This is a genomic window from Acidovorax sp. Root217 (assembly GCF_001428645.1).
GTDB lineage: Bacteria > Pseudomonadota > Gammaproteobacteria > Burkholderiales > Burkholderiaceae_C > Acidovorax.
In genome coordinates this window covers 154,884-177,840 of sequence record NZ_LMIH01000005.1, presented here as the reverse complement: position 1 = coordinate 177,840, position 22,957 = coordinate 154,884, and the positions used below count along the sequence as shown (strand labels likewise).

Below are 22,957 nucleotides of genomic sequence, written 5' to 3'. Positions count from 1 at the left end.
CCCGCATTGCGCAGCAATGCGAGAGAGGGGTGAAGGCGCGAAGCGACTCAGGGGGTGCTTCATTTCAGGTCACCTTGCGGATCGGGAAACTTTTCGCGTACTCGGCAGCCTTGGCGGCATCGAACTCGCGGCCCATGATCTTGAACTTGGGGTAGGCGCCCTCGGGCACCTTCTGGTCCAGCGCTTTCATCTGCTTCTTGGCGTCGGTGATCAGGAAGACCTTCTCGGCGATCTGCTTGTAGTCCACGTCGCCCTTGACATAGCCCCAGCGCTGCATCTGCGTGAGCATCCACACGGCCATGCTCTGCCAGGGCATGGGGTCGAAGTCGGCGCGGTCGGGCACGTTCTGGATCTTGCCCAGGCCGTCGGCGAACTTGCCGGTGAGCACCTGGTTGATCACGGCTTCGGGCTGGTTCAGGTAGGCCTGGGGCGCGATCACCTTGGCGATGAGCTCGCGGTTGGCCGGATCGCGCGCCATGGCGGCCGAGGTGAGCACGGCGCGGTACAGCGCGGCGAAGGTGTTGGGGTTCTTCTGGATGAACTCGGTGCTGGTGCCGAAGGCGCAGCAGGGGTGGCCGTTCCACAGGTCCTTGGTGAGCAGGTGGATGAAGCCCACTTCCTCGAACACGGCACGCTGGTTGAACGGGTCGGGGCCCAGAAAGCCGTCGATATTGCCGGCGCGCAGGTTGGCCACCATCTCGGCCGGCGGAACCACGCGCAGCTGCACGTCGGTGTCGGGGTTCAGCCCTGCCTCGGCCAGGTAGTAGCGCAGCAGGAAATTGTGCATGCTGTACTCGAACGGGATCGCGAACTTGAAGCCCTTCCAGTTCTTCGGGTCGCGGTTGTCCTTGTGCTTGAGGCTCATCGTGATGGCCTGGCCGTTCACGTTCTGGATGGTGGCCACGTTCATCGGCGTGGCGTTGGAACCCAGGCCCATGGAGATCGCCAGCGGCATCGGCGACAGGAAGTGCGTGGCGTCGTACTCCTTGTTGATCATCTTGTCGCGGATCAGCGCCCAGCCGGCGGTCTTTGTGACTTCGACATTCAGGCCCTGCTTGCTGTAGAAGCCCAGCGGGTGGGCCATGATCAGCGGTGTGGCGCAGGTGATCGGAATGAAGCCGATCTTGAGATTGGTCTTCTCCAGCGCGCCTTTTTCCTGTGCCATGGCCTGCATGCTGGCTACTGGCAGCACACTGGCAATGGCCGCCATGGCCGTACCCTTGCCCACCGCCTTGATGAAGCGCCGGCGCACCGCGTCCTGCGGGAACAACGCCTTGACCAGCGTCGCCTCGATGAACTCGTTGCTGTAGGCCTCGAACTCGCTGGTGAGGCTGCGCTGGCGCAAGGTGGCGGCGGCAGCGTCGGCCGACACCTCGGCATGGTGGTCTGCGGCCGTATGGTCGCGGCCGCAGCTGCACTTGAGCATCAACGGGCGGTCGGCATCGAAAGGCGAGAAGAATTCGGACATGGCACACCTCGGAGAAGTTGATGCCATGCACTACGCAAAGCGCGGGCCAGTTGCACCCTCACCCGCCCCGCCGCCATGAATTCGTGGGGGCGATGTCTACAGCATGTAGGGGAAGCACTACAAATCCGGGCGGTGGTGCCCGGAAATCACTCCGCCGGCGTGCCGCGTGCCAGCAGCGCCAGCTCCACGTCGTTGCGCGCGCCGGTTTTCTCGAGGATGCGGGCGCGGTAGGTACTCACCGTATTGGGCGCAAGCTTGAGCTGCGCACCAATTTCGCCCACGCTCTGCCCCGCCGTGAGCAATCGGAACACCTGGTGCTCCCGGTACGATAGCGCGTCCACCCCGGCCGGCATGCCCTGCTGGGTTGATCGCACCACCCCGGTGCGCTCCACCGCGCCCGCCAGCGCCTGCGCCGTGGCCTCCGTGAGGTAGCGGCCACCGGCAGCCACCTTGCGCACGGCGGCCACCATGTCGTCGGGGTCGGCGCTCTTGTGCAGGTAGCCGGCCGCGCCCATCTGGATGCAGCGCACCGCGTACTGCCGCTCGGGATAGGTGCTGAGCATCAGCACCGGCAGCACCGGCCAGGCCTTGCGCAGGGCCTGCAGCACCTCCAGGCCATCCATGCCCGGCATGGCGATATCGAGCAGCACCAGGTCGATGCCGGTCGGACCGGAGAGCGCCGCCACCTGGTCGAGCACCTCCTGGCCATGGGTCGCCTCGCCTGCCACCACGATGTCGGGCAGGCCGTTGGCCGGGTCGCCCAGCACCTGTTTGAGGCCCTCGCGCACGATGCGGTGGTCGTCGCCAATGAGCACGCGCACCGGTGCGCTCATGGAGCCACCTCCAAGGGAATGCTCAGCTGCAGGCACGAGCCTTCGCCAGGCTCGCTGGTGATGTGCAACTGCCCGCCCAGTTGCCGCGCACGCTCGCGCATGCCCATGACGCCATAGGCCGTGGGCGCTTCGAGCGCCTGGCGCGTGGCGCCCACCCCGTTGTCCTGCACACGCAACTGCAATTGATCGTCCTCGGTATCGATGCGGATGGCGATGACACTGGCCTGCGCATGGCGCCCCACATTGCTCAGCATCTCCTGGAAAATGCGGAACACCGCGATGGCGGCCGGCTCGGGCAGGTGCAGCGTCTCGGGCACCTCCATCTGCCAGTGGAGCTGCAGCTCTGCCGACTGCACGAATTCCTGCGCCTGCCACTCCAGCGCCGCCCACAGGCCCTGGTGGTCCAGGATGCTGGGGCGCAGATCGGTGATGATGCGGCCCACGTTGTCCACCGCATTCTCGATCAGGCGGCTCATGTTCTGGCACTTGCAGCGCATCTGCTGGCGCATGTCACCTGCGGCCTCGGGGCTGCGCTCGCCCTGCTCGCCCAGGCGCTTGTGCAGCCAGTTGACGTCCATCTTCAAGGCCACGAGCAGGCTGCCCAGCTCGTCGTGCACCTCGCGCGCGATGCGCGTGCGCTCGTCCTCGCGCACCTGCTCGGAATACGCCGAGAGTTCGCGCAACTGGCGCAGCGCCTGCGACAGCTCCTGTGTGCGCGCGGCCACCCGGCGCTCCAGTTCGTCGTTGGCGCGGGCCAGCTCGTCGTGGGCGCGCTGCAGCTCGCCAGCCGCGCGCTTGCGTTCGGTGATGTCCACGAAGGTGACCACCGCGCCCTGCACCTGGCCGGCCTCGACGATGGGGTGGCTCGAATACTCCACGGCAAAGGCCGTGCCGTCCGCGCGCCAGAAGACCTCGCTGTCCACCCGGCAAGGCAGGCCCGAGCGGAAGGCATTGAAGATCGGACAGTCGCTGTCGGCATAGGGGCTGCCGTCGGGGTGGGAGTGGTGGGTCAGCGCGTGCATGTTGCGCCCCATCACCTCCCCGGTGGCCAGTCCGAGCATGCGCGCCCCGGCCCGGTTGATGAAGACGCAATCGCCCGCCAGATCGATGCCGAACACGCCCTCGCCCGTGGATTCGAGCAACAGGCCGAGCCGCTCGCGCCAGAGGGCGGGGGCGTTGGGGGGCAGGTGCAGTGCGCTGGCGGACATGCGCCAGGGCGCAAGCAATGGCCATGCCCGGGCAAGCCGCAGCACAATAGGGCCATGCAAACCGCTCCCCCTTCGCCCCAGGCGCCGCCACCCACCCCGTCCGTATGGATGCCGCCTTCGCTGTCCTCGCGCTGGTGGCCTGTGTTCCTGCGCAATCTGCTGGTCTGGCGCAAGCTGGCCATCCCCAGCCTGGTGGGCAACATCGCCGAGCCGCTGATGTGGCTGGTGGCCTTCGGCTACGGCATGGGCGCGCTGGTGGGCCAGGTGAGCGTGGCCGCAGAGGGCGGCATGACCAAGGTGCCCTACATCCTGTTCCTGGCCAGCGGATCGATCTGCATGAGCGCCATGAACGCGGCGAGTTTCGAGGCGTTGTACTCGGCCTTCTCGCGCATGCATGTGCAAAAGACCTGGGACGGCATCATGAACGCGCCCGTGCGCCTGGACGACGTGGTGCTGGCCGAGATGCTCTGGGCCGCCTTCAAAGCCCTGTTCACCGTGACGGCCATCCTCGGGGTGATGCTGGCATTGGGCATCAGCCACAGCCCCAAGCTGCTGGTGGCCTGGCCCGTGCTGCTGGGCGTGGGCATCATGTTCTCGAGCATCGCGCTGATCTTCAACGCGCTGGCCAAGGGCTACGACTTCTTCACCTACTATTTCACACTGGTGCTCACGCCGATGATGTTCCTCTCGGGCGTGTTCTTCCCGCGCGAGCAATTGCCGCCCATCGTGCGCGCCATCTCCGACTGGTTGCCACTGACGAACGCCGTCGAGCTGGTGCGCCCACTGTTCATGGACCAGTGGCCCGCCCACCCCTGGCGCCATGGCCTGGTGCTGGTGGTGACCACGGTGGCGGCCTTCTGGGTGGCATTGGCGCTGACGCGGCGGCGCTTTCGCAGCTAAACCCAGGGCGGTGGACCAATCAGACTTTGGCCAGTCCTTCGTCCAGGGTATGGGTCACAGCGAACAGGGTCAGGAAGCCGCTCATGTCAAACACCTCGCGCACCATGTCGCTCAGGCCGACCAGCACCAGCTTGCCCTTGCTGGCACGCAGCTTCTTGCCCGCGAGCAGCACCACGCGCAGGCCGGCGGAACTGATGTAGTCCAGAGCAGAGAGGTCAAACACCACGCGCTGCGTGCCCGCTTGGAGCTGCTCGGCGACCACGCGCTCGAGTTCGGGCGAGCTGTTGCTGTCGAGGCGGCCGCGTGGGCGCAGGATCAAGATGTCGTCGCGGCGCTCCTGTTCGAGGTTCATGGGCGCAATCCTTGGAATCGTGGCTGTAGAAAAGGAGTCCTGGAACTCCGGTTCGGCCCATTGTAGGGGCCGCACCGCAGTTCGCGGCCGGCGCTTCAGTTGGCGGCGGCCTGCTTGGGCACGTTGATCACTTCGGCCACGTTCAGCAGCAGCATGGGCGGATACAGGTCCAGCGCCTGCACCGTGCGCATGTTGACCAGCAGCGAGAAGCGCTGAAGGGTAGAGGCCGCGATGGCCTGGGGCGGTTTTTTCTCGACCAGGATCTGGCGCGCCATGGAGCCGGCATAGCGGCCGATGTTAGCGCCATTGGAGAACAGCCCGAACAGGCAGCCTGACTGGCGCACGATGCTTTCGGTTGCGCAGAAGGTCGGCAGCTTGTTCTGGAGCGCGGCGGTGGTGACGGCATCCCGGTGCGTGAAGGCCAGGAAGGTGATGGGGCCGACATAGAGGAAGTCGACCTTGCGTTCGGCCAGGGTCTGGATCTGCGGGGCGATCTGCGTAGGGTCGGGTCCGCCCTGGGGCAGCAGGGGCAGGCTGGCCTCGACCACCTCGAAATTCTGCGTGCGCGCCAGCTCCTTGAGCCGGTCGCGGATCAGGCCGGAGTTGGGCTCGGCCGGGTTGTGCAGGTAGCCCAGGCGCGTGAAAGGGCGGTAGGCACGGATGGCGTTGAGTTGCACCGGCAGCGGTGCCACGTGGCTCACGCCCGTGACGTTGCGGCCGTGGCCCTCCAGCGTGCGCAGCAGACCGGCGCCCACCGGGTCGGTCACTTCGGTGAAGACGATGGGCAGGTCGCGAATCGCATCGTCCTTGCCTGCCTGGTCATCCCGGCCCGCCAGGGCGAGGGTGGTGGGTGTGCCCCAGGCATAGATCAGGTCCGGGCGTGCCGCGCGCACCTTGGCGCGCAGCTCGGGAATGTCCTCACTGCGGCCCGAGAAGCGGATGCTCACGTACTGCACGGGCACGTCCTGGCGCTGCAGGTAGCCGGTGAAGCCCGCCTCGATGTTCTGGTCGTCGCGCGGTAGCACCATGGCGATGGTGAAGCGCTTGGTGGCGGCCGCCACGCCAGAGGCCGCCGCGTTGGCGGCGCTCTGGGCCATGGCAGCCGAGCTGCCCAGCAGGGCGCAGGCGGCCCCGGCGGCGATGAGGATGCGGCGCAGGTTCATCGTAATTCTCCAGAGGGTCATCAGGCCGCCGCAGCGGCCTGGGTGCGGGGGTTGCGCAGGCCGGCGGCCAGGCTCAAGGTCGACACCGACAGCAGCAGGCCCACGGCCACCACTGCGCCGGCATAGCCGAAGGCGGTCACGGCGACCGCCGTGACAAAGGGCGCAACGATGCTGCCGCCACGCTCGATCAGCCGGAACGCGGCCAGCGCCTGCTCGGGTGTGGCGCTCGCGCGGCTCGCATCCACGCCCTCGAAGGCCTCGGTCGTCAGCGCGATCTGCGGTGACGACTGCATCGCCTGGCCAAAGCCCAGCAGGGCGCAGCAGGCGGCCATGCCCCAGACGCCGCCCAGGGCCGGCAGCGACAGGCAGGCCAGCACGCTGAGCACGCCGCCCGCCACGATGAAGGGCTTGCGCTGCCCGAGCAGGTCCGACCAGTGCGCCGCCAGCGAGGCGGTGAGCGCAAAGCACAGGAAGTACAGCAGCAGCACCCGGCCCGCGACCGCAGGCGGCTGCTGCAGCTCGTTCATGTACAGGGGCACCACCACCGAGAGAATGGTCACGGCCACCAGGCGGCCCGGCAGGGCCGCACCCAGGATCACCCAGATGGCGCGTGGCTCGCGCAGCACCGCCATGTAGCCGCGCCAGCCGCCGGAGGTGGCCAGGCCGCGCTGGGCTGCGGCGCTGCCCTCGGGCACCGGCAGCGACAGGCGCAGGGCGGCCAGCAGGGCGCCGACCATGCACAGCGCGCAGGCCAGGAAACCGATGCCGTCGCCAGCGCGGGCGGCGATCATGCCGCCGAAGGGCGGGCCGACGATGCCTGCCGCCACAATGGCCGCAGCCACTTCGGCCAGACCTCGCGCGCGCTGTTGCGGCGGCGTGATGCGCACGATGGCCGTCTGCACCAGGATCAGCGCCAGGCCGTAGGCCGCACCACCCAGGGCGCGCAGGCCGATCAGGGTCCACGCGTCGGTCGCCCAGGCGGTGGCGGTCAGCGCGAGGGTGCCGACCAGGGCCGCCAGCATCAGGCTCCAGCGCAGGTCGAAGCGCCGCGCCAGTGCCGGGCCGGCGGGCTGGGCCAGGGCCAGCGTGGCCATGAAGGCGGCAACGGGCAATCCGGCCACCATGGTGGGCGACAGGGCGGCATCAATGGGCCGCACCTCGCTGGCGAACACGGTAAAGAAGGGGCGCAGCAGCTCTTCGGACAGGGCCACCAGGAACACGGTCAGGCGCAGCAAGGTGAGCTGGGCGCCGACCTGGGGCGTTTCGGCCGTGGCGCTGCCACTGCGCGCAGCGCGAATCAGCTGTGCCCGGCATTCGGCGGCGTCGCGCTCATGGGCCTGGGCGCTTTCCTGGTCGATGGTGTGGTTTTTTTGCCAGCGCCGCTGCAGCCCTTGCCACAACCGGGCCTGCACATAGGCGGCCAGCGGGAACAGCAGCGAGCGGCGCCACAGGCCGCGCGCGAGTTCGCGCACCAGCACGGCGGCGATCACCAGGGCCAGCACCAGGTCGATCAACATGCCCGCGAGCTGGCGGTCCACGAAGTCGGCCGGGTAGCCGACGACCACAGCGCCATCGCCGGCCGTGAGCTTGCGCCGCGGGAAGTCGGACGCATCTTCGCGTGCCTGCGCAGGCGCGTCGCCGCTCCAGGTGGCATTTTGCGCCGGGCCGCTGGGGGGCTGCAGTGCCAGGTAGTTCAGCTCGGGCGCTTCGACAAGCTGCTGCCGAAACAGTTCGTCCACCCCATTCATCGCGCTCCAGGGCACGCCGAGCGACAGCGCGCGCGCGACCTGGCCCGACAGCGCGCGGCCCACAGCGTCGGCGTTTTCCTGGATCTGCGCCGTGACGGCAGGACGTGCTGCCTCGCGCGCGATCCACAGCATCGCGGCGGGCGCCACCACCGCGCTGAAGACCACGGCCAGCCAGAGTTGTTTGGCGGAGCCCTGGATGGCCCGTGCGCCGACGCCACTGCCGATGCCGCGCATGGAGGTGATGACGCGGCTGCTCCAGCGCAGCAGCAGCCACCAGGTGATCAACAGGGCCAGCAGCATCAGCGGCAGGGCGCGCAGCACCATGTCCAGCGCGACGCCCCGCGCCTGGGCGCGCACCTCGGCCAGGTCGAGCGCCCCCCACAGGGTGGCCGCTGGGACGCCGGTGGAATCGAAAATGGCCGCGCCAACCCACGCATAGCGGCCCGTGTTGCGTACCGCCGGGGCATGGCCCGGCCCGGCGTCGATCACCGCCTGCCTCCAGCGCGGCGCGATGGTGGCATGCAGCTCAGGGTCGCCCGAGCGCAAAACGGCCTCGCCCCTATCGGTGTCGATGAACACCCCGCGCAGCGGGCTGCCCGCTGCGCCCAGGCGCGCGACCCGCTCGGACAGCACGGTCTGGTCGGCCACGGAAACGCCGAAGCGCAGCCCGGACTCGGTCTCGTCGGCCACCTGGCGCAGCAGGCGCACGGTACGGTCCTGCGTGAGCTGGGTCAGCAACTGCTCGGTCCGCCAGGCGATCAGCACCAGGGACAGGCCAAACAGCACCAGCGCAAAGATCGCAGCGAATACCAGGGATTCGCGCCGCAGGCGTCGCTGCAGTGCGGCCACATCGATTTCGGTGCCGGGCGTGGGGTTGGTCGTGTCGGTCATGGAAGTGCTTCCTTGGTATGCCGGTTTCGTCGAATGTCATGGAGCTGTTCTATAGTCGGGGCGTCGTTACGAACCCTTTCAACCCTTTCGACCCGTTGCGCGCTGTTTGCGCCACCCCGTCCACCGTGCTCAGCTCCCTGTCCCCCATACCGCGCGTCCTGCTGCCTGAAGTGGGACTGGGCCAACTGCCCCAGGCGCACACCCGCTTGTTGGAGTCGCAAGATTTCGAGGCGTGGGTGGCCTTGCGCAACACCGTGCTGGCCACGCTGCCCGACCCTGACCTCTATGTGCGCGAGGACCACGAGGAGAACTTCTTCCAGGCCCACCTGTCTCCGAGCGGCGAAGTCATCGGGGTGTTTGTGGACGACGCCCTGATCGCCTACGCCATGATCGAACTGCCGGGCGAACAGGAGGCCCATAACCTGGGCCACGTGATCGGCCTGGAGCCGGCACAGCAGGGCATGGTGGCGCATCTGTCGAGCTGCATGGTGCTGCCGCAGTGGCGTGGTCGCCAGTTGCAGCGCACGCTGCTGTCGGCGCGCCTGGGCCTGGCACAGGCCTGCGGACGTCCCTTGTGCATGGCCCTGGTCTCCCTGCTCAACCACCGCAGCCGCCACAACATGCTGCGCCAGGGCCTGCGTGTCGTCTGGACCGGCATGATCGACGGCCTGCACCGCCACGTGGCCATGATCGATCTTGAGCAGGGCATGGACTTTGCGGCCGAGGGGGAGTTGCTGCTGCCCAGCCTGGACTACGAGGCCCTGCGCGCGGCGGCGCTGGCCGGCTACGCCTGCGTGGGCGAGGTGCGCACACCCGACGGTGCGGTGTCGTTGCGCTACGCGCGCCATCTCGGTCACAACCGCCGCCCCCGGTAGGTCATTGCCACCACCGTGATGTCGTCGGCTTGCGCGGCGCCGTTCTCGAAGCCGCGCACGGCACTCACGAGCTGCTCGGGAATGCGCGCCGTGACCACCTCTCGGGGGTCGCTGACAATGGCTTTCATGGCCGCAAGCAGGGCGGCGTCCCCAAAAAGCGCATTGTCCGCATTGGTCGCTTCGGTCACGCCGTCGGTATAGAGCACGACGGTTTCGCCGGGGGCCAGCGTGACCTCGCCCTCGGTGTATTCCTGCTCTTCCATCACGGCCAGCGCCATGTTCCTGCCGCGCGGGAACAGCGCGGCGCTGGTGCCGGTCAGGCGCACCGGCGGGTTGTGGCCCGCATTCACGTAAACCAGCCGCCCGGTAGGCAAGTGCAGCACGCCGTAGAACACGGTGACGAACATCATCTGGTCGTTCTCGGCGCACAGCTGGTCGTTGAGGGCCCGGATGGTGGCACCGGGTTCGCGCAGGAACAGTGCGTTGCTCTTGAGCAGGGTGCGCGAGATCGCCATGAAGAATGCGGCCGGCACGCCCTTGCCCGATACGTCGGCCACGACCACGGCCAGGTGCTCGTCGTCGATCGGGAAATAGTCGTAGAAGTCGCCCCCTACTTCCTTGGCCGGGATCATGGTGGCCGCGATGTCGACCTCCCCCACGTCGGGCGCCGAGCGCGGCAGGATGGACAGCTGCATCTGGCGGGCGATCTCCAGCTCCTGTTGCAGGCTGGCCAGGGTGGCCTGGGTCACCACCGCCGCCTGCAGCTCGCGCAGCAGCTTGAGCAGGCGGCTTTGCTGGTTGGTGACCAGCCCGGACATGCGGCCCAGGATCCCCGCGAGTTCGGCCAAATGGTTGGTCGGCGCGGCGCTGGCGTCGGCCGGGGCGTGGCTGACCGGCGTTTCGGCGCTCGAACCGAGCGCCGCGAGGATCTCCTCGCGCGAGGCCAGGTCCAGGCTGTCGGCCAGGGTGCGCAGTTGGTCGCGGATCAGGCGTTCCTGTTGCTGGCGGGTGCGGATGCGCTCCTGACGCAGGGTTTCGAGGTTCAGCAGTTCCGAGCGGATGGCCACCACGCCGCGCGCGATCTCTCCGGACTCGTCCTCGGCGTCTTCCTCGCCCTGGTCCAGCGAGGCATCGGTGGCGCCGCGCGCCAGCGCGTTGAGCACGCCGACCGAGCGCGCCAGCGGCTCCATCGCGTGGCGCAGGTAGACCACGAGGCCTGCCGCCAGCATCGCGGCGAAGGCCAGCGCCGCCGCCAGCGCGGTGCGCGAGAACAGCTGGTCGGCGTAGTGCCTGTCGCTCACGTCCTGCATCCAGACCAGCGCGCCAACGATGCGCGCATCGGGGTTGCGCACGGGCTGGCTGACGATGCGCAGGGCGCGTGGTTCACGGTTGTGGTCTTCCAGCTGCACGGTGACGGCCTGGTTGGAGCGCACGGGGATCGGCGTTTCGGTGGCAGCCAGCACGCCCGCGCGGGTGCCCACGGATTCGGCGCCGCGCATGTTGGCCAGGAAGATGTCACCTCCCAGGTAGGTGGCCAGCTCGGGCAGCTTGGGGGCGACGTCCTGGCCTACGGCCAGCGCGCCGCCGTCGAAGCCGCGCACCACCACCCACTGGTACTGGCGCACCGCCACCTGGCTGAGCCCGCGCACGGCGCCGCTCTGGCCACTGGCCGTGGCCACCCAACGGACTTCGGCCATCGGCTGCGGATCGATCCCGGGCTCGGTGGTGGCCACCAGCGTGCCCTGGCGGTCGAAGACATCGATGCGCAAGCCCGGTGCGCGCCGAGTCGCGGCCGCCAGCAGCGCGTCGATGCGGGCCCCGGCACCGTGCGCTGCAAGGTCGCGGATAGCCGCATCCTCCAGCAGCTGCTGGGCCAGCACGTCCTGGCGGTCAAGGTTTTCGTTCTGCAGCTTGTCCCAGGCGATGCGCTGGTTCTGCAGCAGCACTTCGTCGTAACGCTGCGACCAGCGCTGGTCGCTGAGCCAGCCCATCGTGGCGAAGGCTGCGACCAACAGGGCCATGGCGGCCAGCAGGATGGCGATCAGCCGGTGCTTAAGGTGCATGGTGCCCCCCGGCGCGGACCGCACTCGCAGCGGCGCGCTGAGCGTGCCTGCTGCAAACCAGCAGCAGCAACGCGGCCGCTAGCAAGGGCCAGCCGCCGTGCAGGTGGGCGCCCAGAGCGCCACTGGCAACCACGGCGCCGAGGCCCATCGCGGCCCATTGGGCCGCCGACAGCTCGGGCAGCCGGCCCTGGCCCTCGGCTGTGCGCGCCAGCCGGCCCAGCGCGACGCCGGTCAGCAGGGCGGCCAGCACCAGCGCCGCATCCTGCAGATACCAGCCCGTGGGCAGCCAACCCGAGGCGATGGCCAAGGCCAGCAGGGTGGCTACGGCGGCTACGGCGGTCAGGATGCTCGGGGACGGCATGCGCCCGCGCAGGAACAGCCCGGCCGCCACGCCCAGCCCCAGCAGGGGTGCCCAAATGGGGGGCTGCCCCAGCGCATGTGCGGCCAGCGCCAGGCCCAGCAGCAAGCCGGCGGCACCGGACTGGCCCAATGCCCTGGTGCGGTCGGCCGCGGGCCGGGCCGCTGCGCGCAGGGCGTTGCCGTGCACCCCCGTGCGGCTGCGCCAGGGGCTGCGCGGTCCGTTCCAGCGCACCACAAAAAAGCCCGCGCACACGGCGGGCAGCAGCAGCGCATAGGCTCCCTGCAGCATGCCCAAGGCGTCCAGCGCCAGGCTGCCCAGCGCCGGGCCCAGCCAGACGGCAGCGACGGTCCAGGCGCTCCAGGTCGCGGCGCGCCAGCGGGGTCGGGCGTGCGCGTATTCGGGCCGGGTGCGTGGCACGTGTTCGACGGCCTGGCAGGCGGCCAGCACGGCGCCCACCACCAGGCCATGCCAGGCACCCGCCGCCATGGCGAAGGTCCAGGGCAGGCTCGCTGGCAGGCCGCTGGCGCAGGCCATGGCTGTGGCCAACAGGGCGATGCAGGCGGGCAGCACCACGGTGGGCGCTGGCCAGCGGCGCCAGCGTGTCACGGACCAGGCCGCCGTGCCCGCCACGAAGAAGGCGGCCAGGCTGGCGGCAGTGGCCGGTGCCAGGCCCTGCCACTGCCAGGGTGTTTCGCCTTGCAGGTGCAGGCTGCGCAGCCACAGGGTCTGCAGCGCCAGCGCGCTCAAGGCCACGAGCAGGGCGATCCAGAACGCCTGCGCTTCTGCTGCGACCACCCGCACCTGGGCAATACCGTGTTCGGCGAAGCGGTCATGGGCCTCGGCCTTGGCCAGCAACTGGTCCAGGCGTTCGCGCCGCGCGTGCTGGGGTTCGGTCTGGCGCAGCGAGGCGATGAGGCGGCGCACGCGCACCAGCCCTTCGTGCACCTCGCGCACCGCATGGCCCAATTGCTGCACCCGCAGGTCGAACCCGCGCCGTTGCGGCAGCACCACGGTGTTGTCGTAGTGACCCTGGGCGATGGCGCGGCGCGCGCGCCAGGCGGCATGGTTGCGCAGCTCGATGCCCTGGGCCTGCGAAAAGCGCGCGGCCAGATAGGCCAGCAGTGCCAGCACCCCGATGGCAGGCAGCAGCAGGGCGGCCGTGGCACGGGCGAAGGCGGCGGCACCGCTGTCGCGCAAAGCCAGGCGCAGGGTGGCCACGGAAGCGCCACGGACCTGCACAGGCGCCTCGGCCGTGGCACCTGCCGCGGCTGCGTCGCGCGTGACCTCCCAGAGCACCTTGCCGTCGGGCAGCACCAGTGCCACGGCATGGATGTCGGGCTGCGACGCCATGCGCTGCTGGAACAGCGCCTCTACGCCCACCAGGCCGCGCAGCGGGATGCCGGATTCGACGGCGTGGCTGATGCGCACGCTCAGCGACTGGGCCATCAGCTGCGAACGCGTTCGGTCGCTTGCGGCCCGCAGGTCGCGCAACTGGTCATAGGTGTAGATGGACAGGACGCAGGCAGCCAGCAGCAGCAGCACCAAGGCCGCGATGCCCAGGCGGGTCGCGGGGTCGAAAGCGCGGCGCGCGGTCATTCGGAGCGCTCGCTTTCGTCCAGGCGCACCAGGCATTCGTCCATGCGCTGGCGAACCTGGGCACTGCGCCCCAGTGCCCGCGTCTGCGAGCGCTGGCATTCGATGCGCAACCGGGCCGACTGCGGTTGCAGGGCCCAGAGCGTGGCCAGCCAGCCCAGCAGGCCGGCGATGGCCAGCACCAGCACCGCCATGGCGCCCAGCGTGAGGGTTTGTCCATCAGGCTGCCACACCGCGAGCCGAAAGCGCACGGGCTGGGTCGCATACGTGGCGCTGATGTGGCCCACGACCTCGCCGAAGGCGTTGTGCAGGGGAAGGCCCATGATGGCCTCTCCCGGGAGCGCTGCGCTCCAGATGCGGTCCTGGCGCGCGCCGGCCTCGGCCGCGCGTGCCGCACGGGGCTGCAGCGCCTCACCGATGGCACCCTGGTCCGTGCTGAAGAGGGCAATGCCCGCGCGGTCTACCACGTCGATGGCGTAAAGCTGGGTGTCGCTGGCCAAGGCACGCTCCAGCCGGGGCTGGATGCCGCGGTGGTCGGGCAGGTCAAAGCCCAGCCCCAGGTCGCCCTCAATGGCCTCCTGCAGTTCCACCAGCGTCAGCGACAGGCGCGAGCGCTCTATCTGCGCTTCTTCTTGCGCGCGCAAGTCCAGCAGCAGGCTGGTGATCAGTGCGATGCCGGCCAGCACGATGAGCAGCCACAGCCCGGCGAGTTCCCACAGCGCGGCGAGTGTGGGCCTTGCCGCGACGGCGGTGCTGGCGACCTGGGGTGCTGAGGGCGATGAAAGCGTTGGCATGGTCTGGCTCATGCCACAATGCTTCGGCGACCCACCGGACTGCGGCGCAGACCGCGCCCGCAGGAGCAGCCCAAGGTTTCAGCGCGCAGACATCTATGAATCCACCGCTCGAATGGCAGCAGACCCTGCACGGCACCGTTGCCGAGCTTCCCTTTTTCTTTGAGCGGCTGGAGGCCTGGGCGGATGACAACGGGGTGCCGATGCCCCTGGCTTCGTCCTTCGGACTGATGCTCGACGAATTGCTGACCAACGTGGCCATGCATGGCTATGCGGGGCAGGGCGGCCTGGTGGAGGTGCATGTGCGCTTTGATGCGCCGACCCGGCTGCAGGCCGTGTTGCGCGACCATGGGCGGGCATTCGATCCCACCACCTTGGCGGCGCCCGACGTGGGGGCCTCGCTCGATGATCGGGACATAGGTGGCCTGGGCGTGCATTTCGTGCAGAGGTTGGCAGATCGTTTCGAGTATCGGCGCGACGGGGAAGTCAACGAAGTCACGGTATCGCGTTGCCTGCCGGCCGCTGGGGCGGCGCAGTCACGGTAGGGCCTGCTGACAGGCCCTAGATTGTTAACAAGTGTACGAGCGTATCATCGCGTCCGTCGCGGGGCTGTCGTTTGTGCGCCTCGCTTTGCGCTTTTTGTAACACCCAAACATGCCGTTGTTGCTGTGATTTTTTGCGCTGGCACGCGCCTGCAGCAGCCACGCACATGCTGCCTGCCGCCACGAGGAGAACACCCTGTGACCCCTGCCGAGACCGACGACGCCTTCCTGCAACGCCTGTGCGACATCATGCAGCGCATCGCCCAGCAGGGGGACCTGCGCGCCATCGGGCCGCTCATGGACATGACCGGCGAGCGCCCCGAGGGAAGCGTTCAGGCCCGACTGACCGAGGCCTTCGCCCATATGGTGGTCAAGCTGGAGGCGCGCGAGTTCGAACTTGAATGCCGCATCTCCGACCTGGACGAGACCCGCCGCGAGTTGGAGGCCGCCAATCTGGACCCGCTGACCGGCCTGCCCAACCGCATGATTGCGCGCGACCGGCTGCGCCAGGCGCTGACCGATGCCAACACGCGCCAGGGGCTGCTCACGGTGCTGTTCCTTGACCTGGACAAGTTCAAGCATGTCAACGACACCATGGGCCATGCAGCGGGCGACGAACTGCTGTGCCTGGTGACGCAGCGCCTGCGCGGCTGCCTGCGCGAAGGCGACACCCTGGCACGCCTGGGCGGCGACGAGTTCCTGTGCGTCTTGCCCGGCGCCAGCGCCGAAGACGCACAGAGCGTGGCAAACCGCATGGTGGCGGCGCTGACCGACCGCTTTCAGCTCGCCGTCGGCGGCGCGGACATCGGCACCAGCATCGGCCTGTCGCATTTCCCTGACCACGGGCGAGGCGTGGATGAGCTGATCGCCCACGCCGACGCCGGCCTGTACGAGGCCAAGCGCAACGGCCGCAACCGCTGGTGCTACGCGCCGACCGAAGCCGCAGCGGACTGACCGCCCCGCACCGCCGGGCTCAGTACGGCGGCGCGATCTCGCAGGACATGCCCAGGCTGCGCATCAGCTTGATCCATTCGTAGGGCGTGAGATGGGGCTTCACGCTGTGGAGCACGCCGGTGAACACAGGTGCCGGGGCGTGGGCGCGCATGTCGGCCAGCAGGGCCGTGCGCTCGGGCGGCGACATGAAGGGCACCAGCCAGCGCAGGATGGCCATCATCTCCTCGGGCGGGATGGAGGCGACCAGGGCGTTGTGCACCTCCACCAGTTCCGCGTCGCTGTAGTGCGCCCAGAGCACGCTGTTGTGGGTGGTTTCCTCGGCATGCATGTGCTCGAAGTTGTGGGCGATGAACAGCGCCAGCTGGCGGTACAGCGCCTGGGTGGCCACGGGCCGCGCGGCAGGCGCACAGCCCAGCAGCTGCGTGATGCCAGCAGCCAATGCGGCGATGGCGGCCTCGTGCTCAACATGCTCGCTTTCGAGCACGCGGGCCGCGCCCGGTGCACGGGCTTCGATGGCCGTGTGCACGAATGTGTTTTCGTGCTGCAGGTGCGAGCGGCACAGGTCCAGCAGGTCCATCACACGTTCGCAGTGGCTGGCGAATTCCTCCTCATCGGTCACGTCCATGCGGCCCAGGGCCAGCAGGGTGTGGGCCATCACGGCGCGCAGGGCCTTGTGGATGCCGGCATACATGTCCATGCGCGGCGCGCCGGGTTGTGCCGAAGGGTCGGTATGGGCCGAGATCAGGGCCGAGATTTCGCGGGGGTCGATGTTCATCGCTTTGCTCTTCTTTTATGCTGCCCTTGCGGGGCGTTGCCACACCGCCTGCAGGAGAGTTCTGGCGGTGTCCGGCCGGATGCACCATGCATCCGCAGCCGATGAAAGAAGTCTAGGAAAGCACTGCGATTTCGCCTGTGAAGAATTTCCGCTTTCAGCGCCCTGCGCCAATCCAGGGCGTGACATCCATCACGCCGCAGCGCGCAGCATGTCCACGGCCTTCTCGGCGATCATCACCGTGGGCGCGTTGGTGTTGCCGCTCACGATGCGCGGCATGATGGAGGCGTCCACCACGCGCAGGCCCTGCAGTCCGTGCACGCGCAGCTGCGCATCCACCACATCGAGCGGCCCTGGCCCCATGCGGCAGGTGCCCACCGGGTGGTAGATGGTGTCGGCGTACTGGCGGATGAACTGCTCGATCTGCGCGGGGGTCTGCGCACCGGCCGATGCCGGCAGCTCGCGCGCGCCGAAGCGTGCCAGCGCCGGCTGCGCCAGGATGTCGCGCAGGCGCTGAAAGCCGCGCACCATGCGCTGCATGTCGTCCGCGTCCTCCAGGAAGCGCGGGTCCACCAGCGGCAGGGCCACCGGGTCCTTGGTCGCCAGCGCCACCGTGCCCCGGCTGCGCGGTTGCAGCAGGCACACGTGGGCTGAATAGCCATGGCCCAGCACCGTCTTGCGGCCATGGTCCACCAGCTTGCCGATCACGAAGTGCAGTTGCAGGTCGGGGGCGGCCTCGGCAGGGTCGCTTTTGACGAAGCCGCCGGCCTCGGCGAAGTTGGTGGTCAGCATGCCGGTGCGGCTGCGGCGCCATTCGAGCACGCCGAGCAACTGGCTCCACATGCCCGCAGGTGAAATGCCGAACAGGTCCTTGAGCTCTGGCGCATTGAACACCTGCACCACGTCAGGATGGTCATGCAGGTGCTGGCCCACGCCCGGCAGGTCGTGCAGCACCGGGATGCCATGGCGCTGCAGGTGCGCGCCTGGCCCCACGCCCGAGAGCATGAGCAGTTGCGGCGAGAGCAGCGCGCCGGCGCTCAGCAGCACCTCGCGGCTGGCGCGCACCTCGTGCAACGCGCCGCCCTGGCGGTACTCCACACCCACGGCGCGCTTGCCCTCGAGCAGGATGCGCGTGGCGTGCGCGCCGGTAATCACCTGCAGGTTGCTGCGCGCCAGGTGGGGCGTGAGGTAGCCCTTGGCCGCGCTGTGGCGCTCGCCATTCCTGTGCGTCACCTGGTACATGCCCACGCCTTCCTGCGTGGCGCCGTTGAAGTCGGTGTTGTGCGGGTGGCCGGCCTGCACGCCGGCCTCGGTGAACAGGTGACTGAAGCGGTTGGGCGAGCGCAGGTCGGCCACGTTCAGGGGGCCACCCTGGCCGTGCCAGGCATCGGCGCCGCGCTCGTTGTGCTCTGCCTTGAGGAAGTAGGGCTTCACATCCTCCCAGCCCCAGCCGGGGTTGCCCTGGGCCGCCCAGTGGTCGTAGTCGGCATGCTGGCCGCGGACGTAGACCATGGCATTGATGGAACTCGATCCGCCCAGCACCTTGCCACGCGGCTGGTAACCCTGGCGGCCATTGAGCGCGGCCTGTGGGGTGGTGTTCTGGCCCCAGCCGTTGAGCTCGAACTTGGCCATCACCGCCAGGCCCGCCGGGCAATGGATGAGCACGCTCTTGTCGGCGGGGCCGGCTTCGAGCAGGCATACGCGCACGGCGGGGTCTTCGGTGAGCCGGCCGGCCAGCACGGAGCCGGCGGAGCCGCCCCCGATCACGATGTAGTCGAACAACATGTTTTTTGTCTCCAGGCCCTGCGCAAAGCCTTTGCCGCGCCGGGACCCGACAGACCATAACCGAACGGGCGTGCGATTCGGCTTACCATGCTGCCCGTCTGTTTCACTTTGAAGAGAGCTCTCTATATGACGATTCAAACGGTTGGCATCATCGGCGCGGGCACCATGGGCAACGGCATTGCACAGGCCTGCGCGGTCTCGGGCATCGACGTGGTGATGGTGGACATCTCCGATGCTGCAGTGCAAAAAGGCCTGGCCACCGTGGCCGGCAGCCTGGACCGCCTGATCAAGAAGGACAAGATCACGGCAGCCGACAAGGCTGCGGCGCTGGCGCGCATCAAGGTCTCCACCAGCTACGAGGACCTCAAGGCAGCGCAACTGGTGATCGAGGCCGCCACCGAGAACTACGAGCTCAAGCTCAAGATCTTGAAGCAGGTGGATGCGCTGGTGGCGCCCGAGGTGCTGATCGCGTCGAACACCTCGTCGATCTCCATCACCAAGCTGGCCGCCGCCACCTCGCGTGCGGACCGCTTCATCGGCATGCACTTCTTCAACCCGGTGCCCATGATGGCGCTGGTGGAGATCATCCGCGGCCTGCAGACCAGCGACGCCACGCACGACGCCGTGAAGGCGCTGGCCGAGGCCCTGGGCAAGAGCCCCATCACCGTGAAGAATGCCCCTGGCTTCGTGGTCAACCGCATCTTGGTGCCCATGATCAACGAAGCCTTCTTCGTGCTGGCCGAAGGCCTGGCCACACCCGAGGACATCGACGCCGGCATGAAGCTCGGCTGCAACCAGCCCATCGGCCCGCTGGCGCTGGCGGACATGATCGGCCTGGACGTGTGCCTGGCCGTGATGGACGTCTACCTCACCGAGTTCGGCGACAGCAAGTACCGCCCCTGCCCGCTGCTCAAGGAAATGGTGGCCGCCGGCCGCCTGGGCCGCAAGACCGGCCAGGGCGTCTACAGCTACTGACGCGCCACCGCCCGCTGTCCCCCCCGGGACGGAGCGCGGGTTCCATTGGGTTTTCAATCATGGGCAAGGAGACACCCGCGCCCATGACGACACCCATCACCCCGTCCACGCCCCCGGTCGAAGGCTGCATCGACACCCAGGTGCTCGGCCACGTGCTGCTGATCGGCATCAACCGGCCGGCCAAGCGCAATGGCTGGACACCGCCCATGTTCCGCCAGCTGGCCGAGGCCTATACCCGGCTGGACGACGACCCGGCACTGCGCGTGGGTGTGCTGCATGCCTTTGGCGACCACTTCACGGCGGGGCTGGACCTGCCGGCCGTGAGCGCCTACATGCAGCGCGGCGAAAAGGCCATTCCCGAAGGCATGGTGGAGCCCCACGACTACGGCCTGCCAGGCTACCGGCGCCGCACCAAGCCCATGGTGGTGGCGGTCAAGGGCATCTGCTTCACGGTGGGCATCGAGCTCATGCTGGGCGCCGACATCGTGGTTGCGGCGGATGACTGCCGCTTTGCGCAGATGGAGGTGCAGCGCGGCATCATGGCCACGGGCGGCGCCACGCTGCGCATGGCCGAGCGCGCCGGCACCGGCAATGCCCTGCTGCACCTGCTGACCGCCGACGAATTCGGCAGCGCCGAGGCGCTGCGCCTGAACTTCGTACAGAAAGTGGTGCCAGCAGCCCAGGTGCTTGACGAAGCCCTGGCCATCGCCCGGCGCATCGAGGCCCAGGCCCCGATGGCCGTGGTGGCCACCCGGCTCAACGTGCTCAAGGCCATCGAGCAGGGCCAGGCGGCCGCGGTGGCCGATTTCATCCCGGTGCAGAAGCAGTTGGCCAACAGCGAGGATGCGGCGGAGGGCGTGCGCGCCTTCGTCGAGAAGCGCCCTGCCCGCTTCTCGGGTCGCTGAAGGCCAATCCGGCAATGGGCCTGTCACGGATGGTTGCCACCATGGCCTTGCGCGCGCACCTGCGCCGTGCGTGAATAACAGCTTCAACTGAAACGGGCTGCACCCCGCGACAAGACCGACCCAGCAACAAAAGATTACACAATTCAATTGCGCGCAATTCAATTCCGCTGCACAATTCATCCCATGGCACGCAGCAACCCCTCCATCCACACCCCCAGCCCGGCCCTGCTGCGCCTGGACAACCAGGTGTGCTTCGCGCTGTATTCCGCCTCGCTGGCGATGACCAAGCTGTACAAGCCGCTGCTCGAAACCGTGGGCCTGACCTACCCCCAGTACCTGGTGATGCTGGTGCTGTGGGAGCAGGATGGCGTGACCGTCTCCGAACTGGGCGAGCGCCTGTTCCTCGACTCGGGCACGCTCACCCCGCTGCTCAAACGCCTGGAAACCTCGGGCCTGATCGCCCGCATCCGTGATGCCCAGGACGAGCGCCGCGTGCGCATCAGCCTCACGGCCCCGGGCCGGGCGCTGCGCGACAAGGCCGAGGCCATTCCGCCCTGCGTACTCGAAAGCAGCCAGTGCACCCTGCCCGAGCTGACCGCCCTGACCGGGCAGCTCAAGACCTTCCGCGATCGGATCCAGCCGCCGCGCTGACTTTTTTTCTTTCCCACCCCGTCCGCATTCAGGACATTCATCCACTGCAAAGGAAGACACCATGACGCAACTCGAAAAAGTCCTCTACACCGCCAAGGCCCACGTGACCGGTGGCCGTGACGGCGCCGCCAAGACCGACGATGGCCGGCTGGATGTCAAGCTGTCCTCGCCTGGCACGTCCGGCACCGGCACCAACCCCGAGCAGCTGTTCGCCTCGGGCTACGCAGCCTGCTTCATCGGCGCCATGAAGGCTGTCGGCGGCAAGATCGGCATCCCCGTGCCCCAGGACGTGTCCATCGACGCCGAAGTCGACCTGGGCCCGATCCCGAACGCCTATGGCATCGCTGCCCGCCTGAAAATCAGCCTGCCTGGCCTGGACCCCGCCACGGCCCAGAAGCTGGTGGACGCAGCCCACCAGGTCTGCCCTTACTCCAACGCCACGCGCGGCAACATCGACGTGACCATCACGCTGGTGTAATCGGTGGCCCGGCTGCTGATTCCCCGCATCGCGGTGGCCCTGGTGGCCATCGAGCATGTGTACATCCTGGTGCTGGAGATGTTCTTCTGGAACAAGCCGCTGGGGCTGAAGACCTTCAACCTGACCCAGGAGCTGGCCGACGCCACCGTGACGCTGGCCGCCAACCAGGGCCTGTACAACGGGTTTCTGGCGGCGGGCCTCATCTTCGGCCTCGCCACCAACAACCGGGTGTTCAAGATCTTCTTTCTGGCCTGCGTGATCGTGGCCGGGGTTTACGGCGGTGCCACCGCCGTGCCCAAGATCTTCTTCACCCAGGCCCTGCCCGCGCTGATCGCCCTGGCGCTGGTGCTGACACTGGACAAACCCAAGGCCCGCAACGCCTGAGACGCACCACCGCTACCAGGGCCGCGGCCCTGAACAAAGGCCCGCCGGCCTTGCTGGCGGGCCTTTTTCCATGGGGCGGTGCACCCGTGTGTCGCGCATGCGCCGACGCCTGCTTGAACGCATTGGCAGATTCGTTTAGCGTGCGGCCATGAGCACCACCACCCTCCTCGTGCGCCAGGATGCCCTGGCCCACACCGCCCTGCGCACCACCCAGGAAGTTCCTTTGGCCGATGGCCAGGTGCGCGTGCGCGTCGAGCGCTTTGCGCTCACGGCCAACAACATCACCTATGCCGCACTGGGCGGCATGCTCAATTACTGGCAGTTCTTTCCATCGGACGAGACGGGCTGGGGCATCGTGCCTGTGTGGGGCTTCGGCGACGTGGTCCAGTCCCTGCACCCTGGCGTGGCTGTGGGCGAGCGGCTCTACGGCTACTGGCCCATGTCCACCCACGCCGTGCTCACGCCCGCACGGCTGACCCCGGCAGGCTTTTACGACGGCGCAGCCCACCGTGCCAGCCTGCACGCGGTGTACAACCAGTACGTACGCACCCGCACCGATCCGTTTTACACGCCCGACTCCGAGGAGATCCAGGCACTGCTGCGCCCGCTGTTCATCACCTCCTGGCTGATCGACGACTTCATGGCCGACCAGCAGTTCTGCGGTGCCAAGCGCCTGCTGCTGTCCAGCGCATCGAGCAAGACGGCCTACGGCACTGCCTTCCAGCTCGCGCAGCGGGGCGGCCTGGAGGTGATTGGCCTGACCTCGCCCGGCAATGTGGCCTTCTGCGAAAGCCTGGGCTGCTACGACCGGGTGGTGGCCTACGACGCGCTGGAGCAGATCGAGGCTGCCACGCCCTGCATCTACATCGACTTTGCCGGCAGCGTGGCCGTGCGCGAGGCCATCCACCAGCGCTTTTCCGCGCTGGCCTACAGCTGCGCCGTGGGCGCCAGCCATGTGAACGACCTGGGCGGCGCCGGCCAGTTGCCCGGCCCGCGCCCGACCATGTTCTTTGCCCCCGCACAGATCAAGAAGCGCCGCGACGACTGGGGCGCGCAGGTGCTCAACGAGCGGCTCGTGGCTGCCTGGCAGGCCTTTGCCGCAGCCGTGCAGGCGCCGCCCACCCCCTGGCTGCAGGTGCAGCAGCACCAGGGCCCCGATGCCGCACAGGCGCTGTTTGCCACCGTTCTGGCGGGCGGGGGCGCCCCCCGCAGCGGCCACATGGCCAGCCTTCAGCCCTCCTGATCGGCGGGGGCTCCAGCGCGGG

21 protein-coding genes are annotated in these 22,957 nt (G+C 68.4%); 10 read left to right on the top strand and 11 right to left on the bottom strand.

Features of this window, described 5'->3' with window-relative positions; translation table 11 throughout:
* Window positions 1–64 precede the first annotated feature (64 nt).
* The 3 genes from ASE31_RS02375 to ASE31_RS02365 form a co-directional block, all read right to left on the bottom strand.
* Window positions 65–1,468, bottom strand: a complete 1,404-nt coding sequence (locus tag ASE31_RS02375; protein WP_057199923.1) for a CmpA/NrtA family ABC transporter substrate-binding protein — start codon at window positions 1,466–1,468, stop codon at window positions 65–67.
* A gap of 146 nt (window positions 1,469–1,614) precedes the next feature.
* Window positions 1,615–2,301: a response regulator transcription factor gene (locus tag ASE31_RS02370; RefSeq protein ID WP_057199922.1), complete on the bottom strand. Its 687-nt coding sequence runs from the start codon at window positions 2,299–2,301 to the stop codon at window positions 1,615–1,617.
* On the bottom strand, window positions 2,298–3,509 hold the full coding sequence (locus ASE31_RS02365) for a PAS domain-containing sensor histidine kinase (protein ID WP_057199921.1): 1,212 nt from the start codon (window positions 3,507–3,509) through the stop codon (window positions 2,298–2,300). The genes ASE31_RS02370 and ASE31_RS02365 overlap by 4 nt, the downstream gene beginning before the upstream one ends.
* A gap of 54 nt (window positions 3,510–3,563) precedes the next feature.
* On the opposite strand from ASE31_RS02365, the gene ASE31_RS02360 reads away from it, so the two are divergent.
* Window positions 3,564–4,409 (top strand): ABC transporter permease, encoded by an 846-nt coding sequence (locus ASE31_RS02360; protein WP_057199920.1) that lies wholly within the window; start codon window positions 3,564–3,566, stop codon window positions 4,407–4,409.
* A 19-nt stretch (window positions 4,410–4,428) separates the two neighbouring features.
* Here the strand turns inward: ASE31_RS02360 and ASE31_RS02355 are convergent, their stop codons facing one another.
* The 3 genes from ASE31_RS02355 to ASE31_RS02345 all read right to left on the bottom strand — a co-directional run bounded on the left by ASE31_RS02355 (window position 4,429) and on the right by ASE31_RS02345 (window position 8,563).
* Entirely contained in the window at window positions 4,429–4,761 is a 333-nt protein-coding gene (locus ASE31_RS02355; protein ID WP_057199919.1) for an STAS domain-containing protein, read from the bottom strand.
* Between the two features lie 95 nt (window positions 4,762–4,856).
* Window positions 4,857–5,924 carry an ABC transporter substrate-binding protein gene (locus ASE31_RS02350; RefSeq protein ID WP_057199918.1) on the bottom strand — a complete coding sequence of 356 codons (1,068 nt, stop codon included), beginning with the start codon at window positions 5,922–5,924 and terminating at the stop codon, window positions 4,857–4,859.
* A gap of 20 nt (window positions 5,925–5,944) precedes the next feature.
* Complete coding sequence (locus ASE31_RS02345) at window positions 5,945–8,563, bottom strand: MFS transporter (protein ID WP_057199917.1); 2,619 nt, start codon at window positions 8,561–8,563, stop codon at window positions 5,945–5,947.
* 125 nt (window positions 8,564–8,688) lie between these two features.
* Between ASE31_RS02345 and ASE31_RS02340 the strand changes: the two genes are divergently transcribed.
* Window positions 8,689–9,438, top strand: a complete 750-nt coding sequence (locus tag ASE31_RS02340; RefSeq protein WP_057199916.1) for a GNAT family N-acetyltransferase — start codon at window positions 8,689–8,691, stop codon at window positions 9,436–9,438.
* On the opposite strand, the gene ASE31_RS02335 is transcribed toward ASE31_RS02340, so the two are convergent.
* The 3 genes from ASE31_RS02335 to ASE31_RS02325 are packed head-to-tail and all read right to left on the bottom strand — an operon-like array spanning window position 9,417 to window position 14,249.
* On the bottom strand, window positions 9,417–11,501 hold the full coding sequence (locus ASE31_RS02335; protein ID WP_157412308.1) for a PP2C family protein-serine/threonine phosphatase: 2,085 nt from the start codon (window positions 11,499–11,501) through the stop codon (window positions 9,417–9,419). The two genes, ASE31_RS02340 and ASE31_RS02335, sit on opposite strands and share 22 nt — an antisense overlap.
* A complete protein-coding gene (locus tag ASE31_RS02330) occupies window positions 11,491–13,458 on the bottom strand; it encodes a hypothetical protein (protein ID WP_057199914.1) in 1,968 nt (655 codons plus the stop codon). The genes ASE31_RS02335 and ASE31_RS02330 overlap by 11 nt, the downstream gene beginning before the upstream one ends.
* Complete coding sequence (locus ASE31_RS02325; protein WP_082603995.1) at window positions 13,455–14,249, bottom strand: hypothetical protein; 795 nt, start codon at window positions 14,247–14,249, stop codon at window positions 13,455–13,457. Before ASE31_RS02325 ends, ASE31_RS02330 begins: the two co-directional genes overlap by 4 nt.
* A gap of 95 nt (window positions 14,250–14,344) precedes the next feature.
* Between ASE31_RS02325 and ASE31_RS02320 the strand changes: the two genes are divergently transcribed.
* The gene (locus ASE31_RS02320; RefSeq protein ID WP_057199912.1) at window positions 14,345–14,791 is read left to right on the top strand and encodes an ATP-binding protein; all 447 of its coding nucleotides are present in this window, start codon (window positions 14,345–14,347) and stop codon (window positions 14,789–14,791) included.
* 195 nt (window positions 14,792–14,986) lie between these two features.
* Complete coding sequence (locus tag ASE31_RS02315) at window positions 14,987–15,742, top strand: GGDEF domain-containing protein (protein WP_057199911.1); 756 nt, start codon at window positions 14,987–14,989, stop codon at window positions 15,740–15,742.
* A gap of 19 nt (window positions 15,743–15,761) precedes the next feature.
* Here the strand turns inward: ASE31_RS02315 and ASE31_RS02310 are convergent, their stop codons facing one another.
* Both ASE31_RS02310 and ASE31_RS02305 read right to left on the bottom strand, forming a co-directional pair.
* Window positions 15,762–16,517 (bottom strand): hypothetical protein, encoded by a 756-nt coding sequence (locus ASE31_RS02310; RefSeq protein WP_057199910.1) that lies wholly within the window; start codon window positions 16,515–16,517, stop codon window positions 15,762–15,764.
* A gap of 189 nt (window positions 16,518–16,706) precedes the next feature.
* Window positions 16,707–18,296, bottom strand: a complete 1,590-nt coding sequence (locus ASE31_RS02305) for a GMC family oxidoreductase (protein WP_057200229.1) — start codon at window positions 18,294–18,296, stop codon at window positions 16,707–16,709.
* 129 nt (window positions 18,297–18,425) lie between these two features.
* On the opposite strand from ASE31_RS02305, the gene ASE31_RS02300 reads away from it, so the two are divergent.
* The 6 genes from ASE31_RS02300 to ASE31_RS02275 all read left to right on the top strand — a co-directional run bounded on the left by ASE31_RS02300 (window position 18,426) and on the right by ASE31_RS02275 (window position 22,935).
* Entirely contained in the window at window positions 18,426–19,274 is an 849-nt protein-coding gene (locus ASE31_RS02300) for a 3-hydroxybutyryl-CoA dehydrogenase (RefSeq protein ID WP_057199909.1), read from the top strand.
* Window positions 19,275–19,357: 83 nt separating this feature from the next.
* Window positions 19,358–20,179, top strand: coding sequence for a crotonase/enoyl-CoA hydratase family protein (locus tag ASE31_RS02295; RefSeq protein WP_057199908.1), 822 nt, complete (start codon window positions 19,358–19,360; stop codon window positions 20,177–20,179).
* A 183-nt stretch (window positions 20,180–20,362) separates the two neighbouring features.
* A complete protein-coding gene (locus tag ASE31_RS02290) occupies window positions 20,363–20,830 on the top strand; it encodes a MarR family winged helix-turn-helix transcriptional regulator (RefSeq protein WP_057199907.1) in 468 nt (155 codons plus the stop codon).
* 61 nt (window positions 20,831–20,891) lie between these two features.
* A complete protein-coding gene (locus ASE31_RS02285) occupies window positions 20,892–21,308 on the top strand; it encodes an organic hydroperoxide resistance protein (RefSeq protein ID WP_057199906.1) in 417 nt (138 codons plus the stop codon).
* Between the two features lie 3 nt (window positions 21,309–21,311).
* The gene (locus tag ASE31_RS02280; RefSeq protein WP_082603993.1) at window positions 21,312–21,692 is read left to right on the top strand and encodes a DUF1304 domain-containing protein; all 381 of its coding nucleotides are present in this window, start codon (window positions 21,312–21,314) and stop codon (window positions 21,690–21,692) included.
* A 148-nt stretch (window positions 21,693–21,840) separates the two neighbouring features.
* Window positions 21,841–22,935: a DUF2855 family protein gene (locus tag ASE31_RS02275; protein ID WP_057199905.1), complete on the top strand. Its 1,095-nt coding sequence runs from the start codon at window positions 21,841–21,843 to the stop codon at window positions 22,933–22,935.
* The last annotated feature ends 22 nt before the right edge of the window (window positions 22,936–22,957 follow it).

What these genes read in the sequence shown, in the direction of transcription:
- ASE31_RS02375 (WP_057199923.1), bottom strand. Translation starts at nt 1,468, where the DNA reads ATGTCCGAATTCTTCTCGCCTTTCGATGCCGACCGCCCGTTGATGCTC.
- ASE31_RS02370 (WP_057199922.1), bottom strand. Translation starts at nt 2,301, where the DNA reads ATGAGCGCACCGGTGCGCGTGCTCATTGGCGACGACCACCGCATCGTG.
- ASE31_RS02365 (WP_057199921.1), bottom strand. Translation starts at nt 3,509, where the DNA reads ATGTCCGCCAGCGCACTGCACCTGCCCCCCAACGCCCCCGCCCTCTGG.
- ASE31_RS02360 (WP_057199920.1), top strand. Translation starts at nt 3,564, where the DNA reads ATGCAAACCGCTCCCCCTTCGCCCCAGGCGCCGCCACCCACCCCGTCC.
- ASE31_RS02355 (WP_057199919.1), bottom strand. Translation starts at nt 4,761, where the DNA reads ATGAACCTCGAACAGGAGCGCCGCGACGACATCTTGATCCTGCGCCCA.
- ASE31_RS02350 (WP_057199918.1), bottom strand. Translation starts at nt 5,924, where the DNA reads ATGAACCTGCGCCGCATCCTCATCGCCGCCGGGGCCGCCTGCGCCCTG.
- ASE31_RS02345 (WP_057199917.1), bottom strand. Translation starts at nt 8,563, where the DNA reads ATGACCGACACGACCAACCCCACGCCCGGCACCGAAATCGATGTGGCC.
- ASE31_RS02335 (WP_157412308.1), bottom strand. Translation starts at nt 11,501, where the DNA reads ATGCACCTTAAGCACCGGCTGATCGCCATCCTGCTGGCCGCCATGGCC.
- ASE31_RS02330 (WP_057199914.1), bottom strand. Translation starts at nt 13,458, where the DNA reads ATGACCGCGCGCCGCGCTTTCGACCCCGCGACCCGCCTGGGCATCGCG.
- ASE31_RS02325 (WP_082603995.1), bottom strand. Translation starts at nt 14,249, where the DNA reads ATGCCAACGCTTTCATCGCCCTCAGCACCCCAGGTCGCCAGCACCGCC.
- ASE31_RS02320 (WP_057199912.1), top strand. Translation starts at nt 14,345, where the DNA reads ATGAATCCACCGCTCGAATGGCAGCAGACCCTGCACGGCACCGTTGCC.
- ASE31_RS02310 (WP_057199910.1), bottom strand. Translation starts at nt 16,517, where the DNA reads ATGAACATCGACCCCCGCGAAATCTCGGCCCTGATCTCGGCCCATACC.
- ASE31_RS02300 (WP_057199909.1), top strand. Translation starts at nt 18,426, where the DNA reads ATGACGATTCAAACGGTTGGCATCATCGGCGCGGGCACCATGGGCAAC.
- ASE31_RS02295 (WP_057199908.1), top strand. Translation starts at nt 19,358, where the DNA reads ATGACGACACCCATCACCCCGTCCACGCCCCCGGTCGAAGGCTGCATC.
- ASE31_RS02290 (WP_057199907.1), top strand. Translation starts at nt 20,363, where the DNA reads ATGGCACGCAGCAACCCCTCCATCCACACCCCCAGCCCGGCCCTGCTG.
- ASE31_RS02285 (WP_057199906.1), top strand. Translation starts at nt 20,892, where the DNA reads ATGACGCAACTCGAAAAAGTCCTCTACACCGCCAAGGCCCACGTGACC.
- ASE31_RS02275 (WP_057199905.1), top strand. Translation starts at nt 21,841, where the DNA reads ATGAGCACCACCACCCTCCTCGTGCGCCAGGATGCCCTGGCCCACACC.